This window comes from Roseateles albus, assembly GCF_028595345.1.
GTDB lineage: Bacteria > Pseudomonadota > Gammaproteobacteria > Burkholderiales > Burkholderiaceae_C > Paucibacter_A > Paucibacter_A albus.
Genome location: NZ_JAQQXT010000012.1, coordinates 58804 through 72645, shown reverse-complemented (window position 1 = coordinate 72645; position 13842 = coordinate 58804). Strand labels below are relative to the sequence as shown.

12 protein-coding genes and 3 pseudogenes are annotated in these 13842 nt (G+C 63.0%); 10 read left to right on the top strand and 5 right to left on the bottom strand.

The genetic code is table 11. From position 1 onward, the window contains the following. Nucleotides 1-40 precede the first annotated feature (40 nt). Together PRZ03_RS18085 and PRZ03_RS18080 are read right to left on the bottom strand one after the other, a co-directional pair. Nucleotides 41-463: a ribonucleotide reductase subunit alpha gene (locus PRZ03_RS18085; protein ID WP_273601648.1), complete on the bottom strand. Its 423-nt coding sequence runs from the start codon at nt 461-463 to the stop codon at nt 41-43. A gap of 32 nt (nt 464-495) precedes the next feature. Then, nucleotides 496-1194 carry a Crp/Fnr family transcriptional regulator gene (locus tag PRZ03_RS18080; RefSeq protein ID WP_273601647.1) on the bottom strand — a complete coding sequence of 233 codons (699 nt, stop codon included), beginning with the start codon at nt 1192-1194 and terminating at the stop codon, nt 496-498. Between the two features lie 260 nt (nt 1195-1454). Between PRZ03_RS18080 and PRZ03_RS18075 the strand changes: the two are divergent. The 7 genes and pseudogenes from PRZ03_RS18075 to ipdC all read left to right on the top strand — a co-directional run. Continuing rightward, nucleotides 1455-1679: pseudogene (locus PRZ03_RS18075) on the top strand (IS3 family transposase); the annotation flags it as partial. A 149-nt stretch (nt 1680-1828) separates the two neighbouring features. Continuing rightward, a pseudogene (locus PRZ03_RS18070) lies at nt 1829-2113 on the top strand (DDE-type integrase/transposase/recombinase); the annotation flags it as partial. 605 nt (nt 2114-2718) lie between these two features. Next, nucleotides 2719-3141, top strand: coding sequence for a SirB2 family protein (locus PRZ03_RS18065; RefSeq protein ID WP_273601646.1), 423 nt, complete (start codon nt 2719-2721; stop codon nt 3139-3141). Nucleotides 3142-3405: 264 nt separating this feature from the next. Next, nucleotides 3406-4422, top strand: a complete 1017-nt coding sequence (ubiU, locus tag PRZ03_RS18060) for a ubiquinone anaerobic biosynthesis protein UbiU (RefSeq protein ID WP_273601645.1) — start codon at nt 3406-3408, stop codon at nt 4420-4422. 33 nt (nt 4423-4455) lie between these two features. Further along, complete coding sequence (locus PRZ03_RS18055; protein WP_273601644.1) at nt 4456-5442, top strand: U32 family peptidase; 987 nt, start codon at nt 4456-4458, stop codon at nt 5440-5442. Then, the gene (gene ubiT / locus PRZ03_RS18050; protein ID WP_273601643.1) at nt 5435-5908 is read left to right on the top strand and encodes a ubiquinone anaerobic biosynthesis accessory factor UbiT; all 474 of its coding nucleotides are present in this window, start codon (nt 5435-5437) and stop codon (nt 5906-5908) included. The genes PRZ03_RS18055 and ubiT overlap by 8 nt, the downstream gene beginning before the upstream one ends. A gap of 72 nt (nt 5909-5980) precedes the next feature. Then, nucleotides 5981-7639 (top strand): indolepyruvate/phenylpyruvate decarboxylase, encoded by a 1659-nt coding sequence (gene ipdC, locus PRZ03_RS18045; protein WP_273601642.1) that lies wholly within the window; start codon nt 5981-5983, stop codon nt 7637-7639. 107 nt (nt 7640-7746) lie between these two features. On the opposite strand, the gene PRZ03_RS18040 is transcribed toward ipdC, so the two are convergent. Further along, a complete protein-coding gene (locus PRZ03_RS18040) occupies nt 7747-8187 on the bottom strand; it encodes a putative zinc-binding protein (RefSeq protein WP_273601641.1) in 441 nt (146 codons plus the stop codon). A gap of 197 nt (nt 8188-8384) precedes the next feature. Between PRZ03_RS18040 and PRZ03_RS18035 the strand changes: the two are divergent. From PRZ03_RS18035 to PRZ03_RS18025, 3 genes and pseudogenes are all read left to right on the top strand, one after another. After that, a pseudogene (locus PRZ03_RS18035) lies at nt 8385-10700 on the top strand (ribonucleoside triphosphate reductase). Next, nucleotides 10697-11416: an anaerobic ribonucleoside-triphosphate reductase activating protein gene (locus tag PRZ03_RS18030; protein ID WP_273601640.1), complete on the top strand. Its 720-nt coding sequence runs from the start codon at nt 10697-10699 to the stop codon at nt 11414-11416. The pseudogene PRZ03_RS18035 and the gene PRZ03_RS18030 overlap by 4 nt, the downstream one beginning before the upstream one ends. 179 nt (nt 11417-11595) lie before the next feature. Then, on the top strand, nt 11596-12390 hold the full coding sequence (locus tag PRZ03_RS18025) for a Crp/Fnr family transcriptional regulator (RefSeq protein WP_273601639.1): 795 nt from the start codon (nt 11596-11598) through the stop codon (nt 12388-12390). A 51-nt stretch (nt 12391-12441) separates the two neighbouring features. On the opposite strand, the gene PRZ03_RS18020 is transcribed toward PRZ03_RS18025, so the two are convergent. Both PRZ03_RS18020 and PRZ03_RS18015 read right to left on the bottom strand, forming a co-directional pair. Further along, nucleotides 12442-13503 (bottom strand): hypothetical protein, encoded by a 1062-nt coding sequence (locus PRZ03_RS18020; protein WP_273601638.1) that lies wholly within the window; start codon nt 13501-13503, stop codon nt 12442-12444. Further along, nucleotides 13500-13832: a metal-sulfur cluster assembly factor gene (locus PRZ03_RS18015; RefSeq protein WP_273601637.1), complete on the bottom strand. Its 333-nt coding sequence runs from the start codon at nt 13830-13832 to the stop codon at nt 13500-13502. Before PRZ03_RS18015 ends, PRZ03_RS18020 begins: the two co-directional genes overlap by 4 nt. Between the last annotated feature and the right edge of the window lie 10 nt (nt 13833-13842).

Sequence of the window (13842 nt, the reverse complement as noted above, 5' to 3'; positions counted from 1 at the left end):
GGCTGGATGAAGGCCGAACGCGGCCAAATTGCCAGGCCCATTACCCCGCTTGCAGATTGACCGCTGCACCTTGGCGATTGAAGGGTATAAAGCCGTCGATCCGCCCGCCCCTGATGGCGTCCACCATGGCCGTCAAGGCTTTTTCAGCTTGCTCTGGGCTGGGCGGGAGACCTGAGCTGCCCGATAGGCTGGCCACGAAAACAATTTGCCAATACTGCTGATTGGCGCGCATCAACTGATCGGCTTCATCCGCCAGTGCAGAAAAGCTACTCAGCTCCTGCGGCAGCTTGTCCACGCACATCAGAGGATCGAGTTCGCCGCCGTGGCCGGCCTCGAACTCGGCGCGCTGCTGGGCCGATGCACCCTTGGGCAGCGTGGCTCCGGCAAACACCAGCAGCAAGCGCTGAACGGCGCACTGCAAGGTAGCGGCATCGAGCAGGTCTTGAAAATTACTGATTTGCATGAGGAGATCAGGCGAAGAAAAAGGGAGTGCCGCTACTGTAGTGGGTATCTTGCCAAGACTTGAGTGTTGAGGATGTGAATATCGCGGCGGTCAACCTCGATCAGCCCTTCATACTCCAACTCATGCAGCACGCGTGAGAAATACTCAGGTGTCAGCGACAGGCGCGAGGCAATGGTCGCTTTGCTGACCGGCAAAGAGATTGTGATGGCTTGGTCGGAGTGTTTGTCTTGCAACATGTGATCACGCAACAAATAGCCGATCACTCGCTGTATGCCGCTGTGCAAGCAGTAGGACTCCACGTCGCTGATCATGCCGTGCAGGCGATTGGACACACCGACAAGCATACGCAGGGCAAAACGCGGGTCGCGTTGAATCTCATCCATTACAGCGTTCTTGGAGATGGACAACAAGAAGGTTTCGCTGAGTGCTTGCGCGTTGACCAGATGGCCCTGGCCCGAGAACATTGGCGCTTCGCCGAAGCTGTGACCCGGACCGATCAACTCGATTACCTTCTCGGCACCGCTGCTGGCCAGCACAAACAGCTTTACCTGACCTGTCACCACCACATGGAACTCGTCACAACACTCGCCCACGCGGAAAATCACCTCGCCTCGGCCCAAGCGCTGCAAGCGGCAGCCCTTGTCTGCCAATCGGCGCAATTCATTGGACTCCATGTCGGCAAACAAGGGCAGCACTGACAAATAACTGAGTAGATCGAAAGTGGTTGGCATTTCGTTGGCTCCAAGAAGAGGCATGGGAGGGTCTGCTGGAGGGAGATTCTGCGAAGTGACTGAATTCGAAACTTGCGCTAAGTCAAATCTGGCCGACGCCTAGTTCTTCAGAACGATGGTCAGGGCTAGTCGCACTGTTGCGCACTAGTTCTTCAGGATGAGGGGCGAGCGGCAAAAGTCGGGCGCTCTATTTGGACGATTTACTGCTGCACTGAATCGCCCCGGGTTGAGGAGGCTCCAACCTTTGAGAAGATGGAGCCATGAAGAAGTCAAACAAGTTCTCACCTGAAGTCCGTGAGCGGGCCGTCCGCATGGTCCAAGAGCACCGCGGAGAGTACCCATCGCTATGGGCTGCCGTGGAGTCGATAGCTCCGAAGATCGGATGTGTACCGAAGACGTTGCTGGACTGGGTCCAGCGCCAAGAAGTTGACGCGGGTGTTCGCTCCGGCGTCAGCGCGGCCGAGGCTCAACGCGTCAATGAACTCGAACGCGAGGTCAACCGTCGCGAAAGCCAACAATGCTGCATTTGTGCATTGGTCGCTTGGATGCATACCGAATGCTGGATGACGGGAGCCGGATGAGTCGAGAGGCTCACCTCCGGTTCTGCAAGGGGCCGGGGGTTCAATTCCCCCGGTCTACTCACCCCTACGTATCGACTTGGCAGGGCTGGCTGTACGTGGCCTTTGTGATCGATGTATTTGCCAGGCAAATCGTGGGCTGGCGGGTCAGCAGTTCGATGCACACCGACTTCGTGCTCGATCCGCTTGAGCAAGCTCTCTACGACCGCCGGCCGGACTCTGACAGGAGCTTGATTCACCACTCGGACCGTGGTTCGCAGTACGTGTCCATTCGGTACAGCGAGCGCCTCGCCGAGGCCGGCATTGAACCGTCGGTAGGCAGCAAGGGGGACAGCTACGACACTCAGTTCACATTCTGTTCGAACGCCGATTTGATCTGACCCAAGCTACGACTGGCCTTGATTCCTTCGCGTTGACCTGTCGATCATTTCGGACGTTCCCCGAGCACCTTCGGGCTCAATGCATGTGACCTAATATGAGCCTTGTCCTGCACTCTGAGTGTCCTGTCCGGCTATTGAAGTTGGCGATGCCTTCATGGGCTTGCAGCCTGTCGCAAAGCGTTGCCGGCGTGAAGTAGACCTTTTGCACATGAGCGCCATCGCGTGTCTTCGACTTCAGTTTGAACGACGGCTGAAAGAAATTGATGTACAGGCGTGATGACGCATAGAGCTTGGCCAGGGTATTTGTGGCCTCGCTTCCGCTCGGACGGCCATAGCCTACCAACCGCCTCACGATGGCACCATTCTTCTGCTCGACCCAACCCTGGTCGTTCTTCTTGTAGGCCCGCGAGCGAGTTTGCTCAAGACCAAGTCCCTTGCAGTATTCATAGACGGTTTAATTCATGAAGGCGCTGTCGTTATCCAAGTCCACGCCGAGCATGGCGAACGGCAGGTCGGTCACGGCTTTGCTCAGCGCCTCGACGACCAGCATTTGATTGCGCATTCGCATGGATATGCATTCGGTCCAGCCGCTGGCGATGTCGGTCAGGGTGCCCTACTACGGGCTCATCAAATACACCCATCTGAACTTGGTGGCTTGCAGCGTTGGCTACTTTGTGATCCGCGCATTGGCAAGTCAAGCGGGGCACGGTTGGCCTCTGGGTACCGTGGCGCGGCGCCTTTGCGTGATCGTCGATGCGCTGCTCTTGACCGCTGGCGCGAGCCTTTGGTGGATGCTCGGTCTGGATCCTACGGTGCAGCACTGGCTGGGCCTGAGGCTGATCCTGCTGATTGGCTACATTGTGGCGGGCTCTTTCGCCATCAAGCGTGGCCGCAATTTGAGGCAAAGACGACTGGCACTGATCATTGCCTTGTGCCTAGTCAGCCTGATGGCGGCGGTGGCAAGCCAGCACAGTGCTTGGCCCTTTTAAGCCTGATAAGCCACCCAGCGACTTTTCAATGCTATGGCTGCAACGTTTCAGCATCAAGCAGTTGCGGCTGATCTCGAGCTCCGCCCGCCTTTGTGAACAGGGCATGGTGGTCTAAAAAGCAAGACTCGGCATGCGAGCAGGCGCTTGACTGAACTCAAGTGAAAGCCTTGCGGGAGGGCAAAGAGTCAACGGCCTCGCGAATCTAGACTTCAGCCCGCACTCTGGGGCACCGGCCCGGTCGTGCAAATTTGCAGCCAGAGCCCTATGACCATCCTTATCGTTCCCGATTTAGTTGCCCCCGCCGGATCCCTGCGCGCCCTTACCCAAGCCGTCGATGCCGGCGCTGACGCCGTCTACTTAGGCCTCAAAAACGCCACCAATGCCCGCAATTTTGCGGGCCTTAATTTCGACGACGCTCAGGTGCGCGAGGGTGTGGCCTATGCCCACGCACATGGCCGCCAAGTGCTGATGGCGCTGAACACCTATGCCGATGCCCGCGACGACCGGCCGTGGTGCGCCGCCGTAGACGCGGCAGCCGCACTGGGCGCCGACGCGCTGATCGTGGCCGACACCGCCGTGCTCGCCTATGCACGCGATCACCACCCGGGCCTGCGCCTGCATCTGTCGGTGCAGGCCTCGGCCACCAGTCACACCGCCATCGAGTACTACCGCCAACGTTTCGGCATCCAGCGTGCGGTTTTGCCGCGGGTGCTGACCTTGCAGCAGATTCAGCAGGTAATCCGCAACACCCAGGTTGAGATCGAAGTCTTTGGTTTCGGCAGCCTGTGCGTGATGGTCGAGGGGCGTTGCGCCTTGTCCTCCTACGCCACCGGCCAATCACCGAACACAGCGGGCGTTTGTTCGCCGCCAGCAGCGGTGCAGTGGCTCGAGGGCCTGGCTGGCGTTGAAGCGCGCCTGGCTGGCGTTTTGATTGACCGTTATGGGCCGCAGGAGCCGCGTGGCTACCCCACTTTGTGCAAGGGCCGCTTCAATGTCGGCGACGCTGCGGTGCCGGACTACGCACTGGAGGAGCCGACCAGCCTCAACACCCTCGCCTTGCTGCCTGCGCTGATCGCCAGCGGGGTGCGCGCCATCAAGATCGAAGGCCGCCAGCGCAGCCCCAGCTATGTGGCCGGCGTCACCCGTGTCTGGCGCGAGGCACTCGACAGCTTGCGCAACGGCGAGCGCTACAGCGTGCAGCCGGCCTGGCAGAACGAGCTAGGTCGCTGGGCCGAAGGCCAGCAGAGCACGCTCGGGGCCTTCGACCGCCCTTGGCGCTGAACGCATCAAGCATATGAATGACCTGAGAACGACATGACGCCTGCAAGCCTTCAACTGCCCCGTCTGCATTTGACCGTAGGGCCACTTCAATACTGGTGGCCACGCCAGCAGATGATGGAGTTTTACGCCGAGCTGGCCGAGGGGCCGGCCGACTGCTTGGTGCTGGGCGAAGTGTGCTGCTCGCGGCGTAACGAATTCAGCCACGCCGACTGGCTTGATCTGGCGCGCGATCTGCAGTCAAGCGGCAAAAATGTTCGCCTGGCCACTTTGCCCTTGGTGATGAGCGAGGCCGAGTTGCGCAGCGTGCGCCGCATCACCGAGCAAACCGAATTCAGCATCGAAGCCGGTGACACCAGCGCGTTGCAGGCCTGGAGCGAGCAAGCAGCGGACCGGCGCCGACCGCTGGTGCTGGGCCCGCATCTCAACATCTACAGCGCCGCTGCGCTGCGTGAAACCCTCAATGAACCCCTTCGCGATACCCCGCATGAAACAGTGCATGCAGGCGCAGGCATCAGCACCTGGGTGGCGCCGCTGGAACTCGCTCTCGACGCCGTGGCGCTGATCAATCCAGTCGGCAGCTCGCAGCGCGTCAGCACCGAAGTCTTCGGCTTTGGCCGCATGCCGCTGGCCTTCTCGGCGCGCTGCTTTACGGCGCGGCACCACCGACTCAGCAAGGACCAATGCGAGTTCCGTTGCCGCGATGATGCGGACGGACTGCTGCTGCGCAGCAGCGAAGGCCAGGCGTTTTTGGCGCTCAACGGCATCAGCACCCAATCGGCCGATCTGCAATGCCTGATCGGCCAGGCACCGGCCCTGCGCGCCGCCGGGGTTGATCGACTGCGCCTCTCGCCCTGCAGCCAGGGTTTTGCCGAAGTCGTGCGGCAGTTTGACGCAGTGCTCAACCAGGGCGCTGCTGCCGGCGACGCGCTGCAGCAGCTGCGCCGCCTGCCGCTGCCGGGTGCTTTGCTGGATGGTTACGCGCGGCGACAGCCGGGCATGCAGGAGCTGGAACATGTCTGACTTCGACAGCAAGAATTCGCCACGCGCCCTGCCCGCATGGTTGGACCATGCCCGCAAGCTGGTGCGACGCCTGCCGACCGAGCCGCCCTCTTGGTGCGCTGCGCGGGCGCTGGATCGGCTGCTTTGGCCCAAGCTGGATGCCGGGCAGCGCGCGGCGCTGCAGGGCCGCGTCGTCGAGCTGGAATTGATCGAAACGGGTTTGCGTTTGCGTCTGCGGCTGGGGCCACAGGGCTTTCAAGCGGTGCGCGCCCACACCGGCGCAGCGGCCGTGACCATACGGGCCCGCAGCGACGCGCTTTGGCGCTTGTTGCGCGGCCAAGACGACGCCGATCGCCTTTTCTTTGAGCGCGCCTTGGTGATGGAAGGCGACACCGAGTACGGCTTGGTGCTGAAGAACACCCTGGACGCCATCGGGCCGCTCTGGCCTGAACCGAGCGGGCGAGCGCCTTGGGGGCCGCAGCGATGAGCCGCTTGCACCAGACACCAAACGCCAGACACCCCGCACCCTTGCTCTCTTGATCCCCACCGGAACTCCGCCATGAACTTGACCCACGAGTTGCTGCTGGCCCTGAAGGCACGCGGCGCCACCGAGATTTTCGGCATACCGGGTGACTTTGCCTTGCCCTTGTTTGGCGCGATGGAAAAGTCGGGCGTTTTGCCCCTGCATACCCTCTCGCACGAACCCGGCCTGGGCTTCGCGGCCGACGCCGCCGCGCGCGCCCGCGGCGGGCTGGGCGTCGCAGCCGTCACCTATGGCGCGGGCGCCTTGAACATGATCAACCCGATGGCCGCCGCCTACGCAGAGCGCGTGCCGCTGGTGCTGTTGTCGGGCGCGCCGGCCGTCCATGAAGCCGATAGCGGCCTGCTGCTGCACCATCAGGTCAAGACCTTGGATTCGCAGTGGCGCCTGCTCGAAGAAGTCACGGTGGACCGGGCCCGTCTGGACGATGCGCGGACCGCTCCGGCGCTGATTGCCCGGGTGCTGGACCAGGCGCTTCGCCGGGCCGGGCCGGTCTATCTGGAGATACCGCGCGATATGCCGATGCAAGCCTGCGAGCCTGTGGGCAGCAGCCCGGCCGAGGTCGTGGACACAGAGCGTCTGGCGGCCTGTGCCGACGAGCTGTTGAGCCGTCTGCGCCAGGCGCGCCGACCATTCATGCTGGTGGGCGTTGAAATTAGACGTTACGGCATTGAAGAAAAAGTCGCCGAACTGGCCCGCCGCCTGAACATTCCGCTGGCCACCACCTTGATGGGCCGAGGCTTGCTCAACCAAACGGGCTGCGCAGCCCTGGGCACCTATCTGGGCCTCGCCGGCGACCACGAGCTGTGCGAGCAGGTCGAGTCCTCGGACGGTCTGCTGCTGCTGGGCGCGATTGTCAGTGACAGCAACTTCGCCGTGTCCTCCAAGCGCATCGATTTCCGACATGCGATCCGGGTCTGGCAGGGTCAGGTCGAAATGGGCCACCACGTCTATCAAGCCATCCCGATTGCGGAGCTGGTCGACGCCATGCTGTTGCGATTGCCGGCGAGCCCGGCATGCAGCGCGCCGGTGCAGCAAGCTGCGCCGCCAAATTTGCCCGCAGCGCAAGAGCTGCCCGCCCCGGATGAGGCCGTGAGTCCTGCCGCAATCGCATCCGCGCTCAACCAGATGATGCTGGCCCACGGGCCGATGCCGGTGGCCTGTGACGTTGGGGACTGCCTGTTCACCGCCCTGGATCTTTTGCCCACCGATTTGCTGGCACCCGGCTATTACGCCACCATGGGCTATGGCGTGCCCGCCGGTCTGGGCCTGCAAGTGGCCACCGGGCGACGCCCGCTCGTGCTGGTCGGCGACGGCGCATTCCAGATGACGGGGTGGGAGCTCGGCAATGCCCGGTCGCTGGGCTGCGACCCCATCGTCGTGCTGTTCAACAATTCCAGTTGGGAGATGCTGCGCACTTTTCAACCCGAAAGCCATTTTCACGATCGCGGCGAATGGGACTTTGCGTCCATGGCGGCCGGTATGGGCGGCAAAGGCTACAAGGTGGCTACCGTCGAAGAACTGGTGCGCGCCTTGGCACTCGCCCATGCGGAGCGGGGCCGCTTCCAACTGCTGGACGTTCGGCTGCCGCCTGGCGCGATTTCACCCACGCTGCGTCGCTTCGTTGCGGCGGTCAAGCGACTCTCGATGCCGGATGCAGGCGGGCCGCTCCGCTGATTCATTCAAGCCGGGTCATAGCAGCTCGGCCCTGCAAAGCGAGCTGAACAAGCCGGCAATCGGCGACGCCACTGACAGCCAGTGTCAGCAAAGGCCCCCCAACGTGGCTAGGCTTTGAGCACGCTTGAAGGCGCCTGGCCCTGCGCCTTCAGCTCATTGGCCAATTCGGCAAACAAACAGTCAGCCTGCTCGGCATCGAAAGCCAAGTGGTAGCGCTTACGAACCCCCAACTCGTTCAAGAGCACATGGCGGCTGGGCTCCAGTTTCTGTTGACTCAGACAGGCGCGGCAGCAGGCCAGCACACAGCCGTCCAGGGCAATGATGGGCCGCCCCGTGGCTGCGGCTTCTCGCGCCTTGCGCACCAAATTCGGTACACCGCCGCCCACGCCTGCAATGCAAGACATCTCCGCCAAGCCAGCGCGGTCCAGACGAACGGCCAGATGATTGGCGAGCTGCGCAGCATCTGAGCATCCCGAGCAGCTGTAAACCAGGGGAAGTTGACCTGCCGCCTGAGCGGCCGGATCAAGCGGAGCGTGATTTGCATTCATGCTTGCCATCTTGCCCCGCGTCGGCAAAGAAACCTTTGAGCGACATCAAGCGCCACCTCCCCTGTCCCCTTGAGTTCACTTGACAAAGCTCATTGCGCTGGCTCAAGGTTTCCTCAGCACCCCCTCCAATTGCGCTTGCAAACACTACCCCTAGTGAATATTCTCCAGCCCAACACTAGATATGGAGTTTTCACCTTATGCAAATCAGCAAGCGCTGTGGCCGCCTGGTGGCCTTTGATGCAAGCAAAATCGCCCAGGCCCTGGCCAGCGCCGGGGCCGCCAGCGGCGAGTTAGACCGGCTGGCTGCCCTGCACCTGTGCGAGCAAGCCGTGCTACCCAAGCTGTGGGCTTTTTGCAGCGCCTTGGCTGCGCAGCCGGCCCGGCCAACGCCGCCGGCCGAGGAGGGTCAGGCCTTGCTGACGGTTGAACAGATCCAGGACGCCGTCGAAGCGGCGCTGTTCGAGGCCGGCCTGCGCCAGACCTTGCGCGCCTATGTGGTGTACCGCGAGCAACACGCCAAACTGCGCGGCGCTCGCCAGACACTGGTCGCTGTGCAAGACACCATGGACGAGTACCTGCAGCAGCGTGACTGGCGCATCAAGGCGAATGCCAACCAGGGCTGGAGCCTGGGCGGGCTGATCCTCAATGTGTCGGGCAAGGTGGTGGCCAATTACTGGCTGGACCAGGTCTACCCGCCGGCCATAGGCCAAGCCCACCGCGAAGCCGATCTGCACATCCATGATCTGGATATGTTGAGCGGCTATTGCGCCGGCTGGTCGCTGCGCACGCTGCTCAACGAGGGGCTGAACGGCGTCGCCGGCAAGGTCGAGTCGGGCCCGCCGCAGCATCTGTCCAGCGCGGTCGGCCAGATCGTCAACTTCCTCGGCACGCTGCAAAACGAATGGGCCGGCGCCCAGGCCTTCAGCAGCTTTGACACCTATCTGGCACCCTATGTGCGCAAGGACGCTCTGAGCTACGCGCAGGTGCGCCAATGCATGCAAGAGCTGGTCTACAACCTCAATGTGCCATCGCGCTGGGGTACGCAGACGCCGTTCACCAACCTGACCTTCGACTGGACCTGCCCGGATGATCTGCGCGAGCAAGTGCCGCAGATCGCCGGGCGCGAAATGGGTTTTTGCTACGGCGAGCTGCAGGTCGAGATGGACCTGATCAACCGCGCCTATATCGACGTGATGATGACCGGCGACGCCAAGGGCCGGGCCTTCACCTTCCCGATCCCGACCTACAACATCACCAAAGACTTCGACTGGCACAGCGCCAATGCCGAGGCGCTGTTCGAGATGACGGCGCGCTACGGCCTGCCCTACTTCCAGAACTTCCTCAACTCCGAGCTGACTCCGAATATGGTGCGCTCGATGTGCTGCCGCCTGCAGCTGGACCTGCGCGAGCTGCTCAAGCGCGGCAACGGCCTGTTCGGCTCGGCCGAGCAGACCGGCTCGCTCGGCGTGGTGACGATCAACTGCGCCCGCCTGGGCCATCTGCATGCTGGCGACGAAGCCGGCCTGCTGGCCCGGCTGGATAAGCTGCTGGATCTGGGCCGCGACAGCCTGGAGATCAAGCGCAAGCTGATCCAGCGCCTGATCGACGAGGGCTTGTTCCCCTACACCAAGCGCTATCTGGGCACCTTGCGCAACCATTTCTCGACGCTGGGCGTGAACGGCATCAACGAGATGATCCGCAACTTCAGCGCTGACCGGGACGACATCACCAGCCCCGCCGGCCATGCGCTTGCACTGCGCTTGCTCGACCATGTGCGCGCCTGCATGATCGAGTTCCAGGAACAGACCGGCCACCTCTACAACCTGGAGGCGACGCCGGCCGAAGGCACAACCTACCGCTTCGCCAAAGAAGACAAAAAACGCTTCCCCGCCATCCTGCAGGCCGGCACGCCCGAACAGCCCTACTACACCAACAGCTCGCAGCTGCCGGTCGGCTTCACCGATGACCCCTTCGAGGCGCTGGAGCGCCAGGACGAGCTGCAGCGTAAATACACAGGCGGCACCGTCTTGCATCTGTATATGAACGAGGCCCTCAGCAGCGCCGCGGCCTGCCGCGAGGTGTTGCGGCGCTCGCTGTCCCGCTTCAAGCTGCCGTACATCACCGTCACACCGACCTTCTCGATCTGCCCGACGCACGGCTATCTGAGCGGCAAACATGAGTTTTGTCCCCGCTGCGACGCCCAGGCGCTGGCGCGCAAGAGTCAGAAGTCCGACGCGCTGACCACTTCCCCTGTCCTTGCTTGACATTTACTCACTGAACGAAAGACACCCACCATGAACAAGCTCCAACTCAGCCCCATCGACGGCCAAGCCCTGCTGCGCGAAGACGAACGCCAGCGCTGCGAAATCTGGACCCGCGTGATGGGCTACCACCGGCCCGTCGCCTCCTTCAACACCGGTAAACAGGGCGAGTTCCAGCAGCGCCTGCATTTCCAAGAAGACCAGCTGGGTCAACCGGGCCCGCAGCGGGCACCGCTGACGCTTTGCCGATGAAGCAAGCAGCGCTGGCTGTCGCCGGCCTGACGCCTTTCAGCAGCGTGGACTACCCCGGCCATTTGGCGGCCGTGGTCTTCATTGCCGGCTGCCCCTGGCGCTGCGGCTACTGCCATAACCCCGCTATGCAGCGGCGCAGCGCGAAGAGCATGCACTGGCCGGCCTTGCTGGCTTGGCTGGAACTACGCGTGGGCCTGCTGGACGCGGTGGTCTTCAGCGGCGGCGAGGCGACGCTGGACCCGGCCCTGCCGCAGGCGATGGCGCAGGCCCGAGCACTCGGCTTCAAGATCGGCCTGCACACGGCCGGCATGCTGCCGCAGCGCCTGCCGCCGCTGCTGCCCTGGCTGGACTGGGTCGGCCTGGACATCAAGACCCCGCTTGACGATGCGAAGCTGCTTGGCAAGATCGCTGGTTTGGGCGCGGCCGGAGCCAAGCGGTCGGCCGCCGCCGTGCGGGATAGCTTGAAGATTTTGGCGGCCTCGGGCGTCGCCTTCGAGTGCCGCAGCACCGTGCATCCCCTGCTGCACGATGACGATGTTTTGCGCGCCATCGGCGATCAGCTGCGCGAAGCCGGCGTTCAACAATGGGTGTTGCAGATGGCAAGGCCCGTCACTTGTTCGCAGCCGCTGCCGGCCGTGGGGGACGATTACCCGGCACCAGCGCTGTTGGCCGAGCTCAAGCTGTTCAGCCCCAAGATGCAACTGCGGCGCGGTTGAAACAAGGCCGCTATGCAGAACTCATCCTCAATCTTGTACCAGTTCAAGGCCGAGTAAGGGCCTTCGCTGATCAACTAGGCGTTGGCAAAATTTGGGGCGGTTAGGGTGATTGCCCCTGAAACGTTGGGCCGCAAGGGCGCCGTGGCGCGGCCTCTAGCCTTTTCCAGGAGACATCCCCTATGACCCTCAGCACCCCATTGCAAGAAATTAAAGCGGCTTCATCCGGTATGCCGCCACCCTTGCTTTTGAAGCGAGGCGCGGATCAAGAAGCCGCGCCAACACCCGGCCAAGCCGCCGCTTCGGCATTGCTGACCCAAGCTTTGCAGCAGGCGTGGCCGAGCCTGCTCAAAGATGACGAAGCCTTGCTCGCGCTGGCTCATTTGGGCCGCAGCCACCGCATACGGCAGCGTGGCATCCTGCTGCGAGACGGCGTCTGCAATACGCAGGGGAGCTTGTGGTTGTTGGTGCGCGGCAAGCTCAGCATGGGCAGGCGCGACACTAAAAACGTGTGGCGGCAAGGGCGCGCATTGCAAGGCGGACAGTGGATAGATTTGGCCAGTGCTTGGCCGCAAGCGCCGTTTCCAGAAACGGCCTTGGCCTTGACACCGGTGCTCGCCCATGAATTTCCTGCCCACGACGTATTGGAGCTTTGCGCCAGCCACCCTGTGCTGTTGAAACTGCTGCTGAACAGCGTGGGCAGCGCCGCCTGCGAGGCCACGGCAGCGCGCCAGGCCATGAGTACGCAAGACTTTCCAGTTCGCTTGGCGCAGTGGCTGCTTGAGGAGCAAAAACTACAGGGCAGCGGCGAATGTCTGAACCTGGGCCTGCTCAAACGCGACCTGGCGGCGCAACTGGGTGTGACGCCAGAAACGCTGTCGCGCACCCTGCGCCAATTCCAGCAGCAATGTCTGATCGAAATGCACCATCGCGAGCTGCGCATTCTTGCCCCGGCCCGAATGGCGGCGCTGTCTTAAGGCTAGAGCCGGTCGGCCATGGGAGTCGGCGGCTGCGCACCGACCTTGCTGTCACTTCGTTCTAACCAGCCCGGCCATGATCAGGCCGAACATGACCAAAGCCAGCCCATGGCCGACGCCGGCCCATGCAAGCCAGGCCGATGGGCCGCTCAACCAGGCCAGCGTGCGCAGCAGCAAGCTTAACCCCATCACCGCCAGCGGCAGCAGCGCCCAGCGGCTATGCCGCGGCCGCAGACCGGCCAGAGCAGGCAGCATCAGCGGCGCGTGGCCAAACACCATTGCGAAAACAAAGCCCAACCAGAGCAAATGCCAGGCCACACCGCCGGCGTTGCCCTGGCCCAGCAGGCCCGCCAACGCTGCGGCCAGCAGCCAGACATAGCCCACAAGCAGGCAAATTGCAGTGTGGCCGGGCCAGCCGGGCATGCGCCATTGCAGCCGCGCCAGGTCAAATCGCAGCAGCCACAAGGCCAACAAACCCAGCACCGCCCAGCCCAGTTTCGCAGCGAGGCCGGGCTGCGGCCCCATCAGCAAGGCCACGGCAAATAGCGAGCCCCAGGCCCACAAGAAGGCCCGTTCGGCCCAACGCGGTAGCGGCCGCAAGCGCATCAGTTCGCGCCGCTCACCGACGATGGTCAACACCAGAAACAGGCTCCAGCCCCAGCGCGCCTGATCGGCTGCGCCCAACGCGAAGGCAAGCGCCGCCCACAGCAGTGAGACGGTCGCGCTGGCCTCCACCGTTAGCGGCAAAGAGACCGCGCGATAACGCGCAGCCCACAGGTACAGTCCGATCAAGCCCAGCGCCGACAACACCCAAGCCCCAGCCGCCCAAGGCCACAGCCCCAGCATGGCCAGCAGACCAGCGCCGCCCGAGCACAGCGGCACCCAAACGCCACGGCGCAAAGCCACCGCTCTCTCCAGGCTGATCAGGCTGGCGAAGAAACCGGCCATCATGAAAGCACCGTGGCCTACCAGAGCCTGACCACCCAATTCCGCGCCAACGGCTCCCAAACGCTGCAGGCCGCCGAACAGGCCGGAGAGCAAATTCAGCAAGGCCAGCAACAGGCACAGTAAGAGCCAAGGACGCGGCAGGGCCTGGGGCTGATTCGCCCTCATGGCAGTGGCCCGTCGCCCCAACCCAGACGCAGGCGCAAGGCCGCAGCCATGCGCTGCGGCGTCCAGCCTATGGACCAGTCCATATCGACCTCGACGCGCCAGTCCAGCGGCACCAGGCGCTCGATGGCGCAACCCGCCTCCTCCATGATCTGATCGGCCATCGGGCAGGTGGCGCTGGTCGGGATCAGCAGCAGCGAGGCCAACTGAGGCTCCAGGGTGAGCGATTCGACCAGACCAAGATCGACAATGTTTTCGCCGATTTCGGGATCGGCCACACCGCGCAGCGCCAGCAAAATCTGCTCGCGCAGCCGCGTTGAGTCGTCGTTCATACTGATTTGC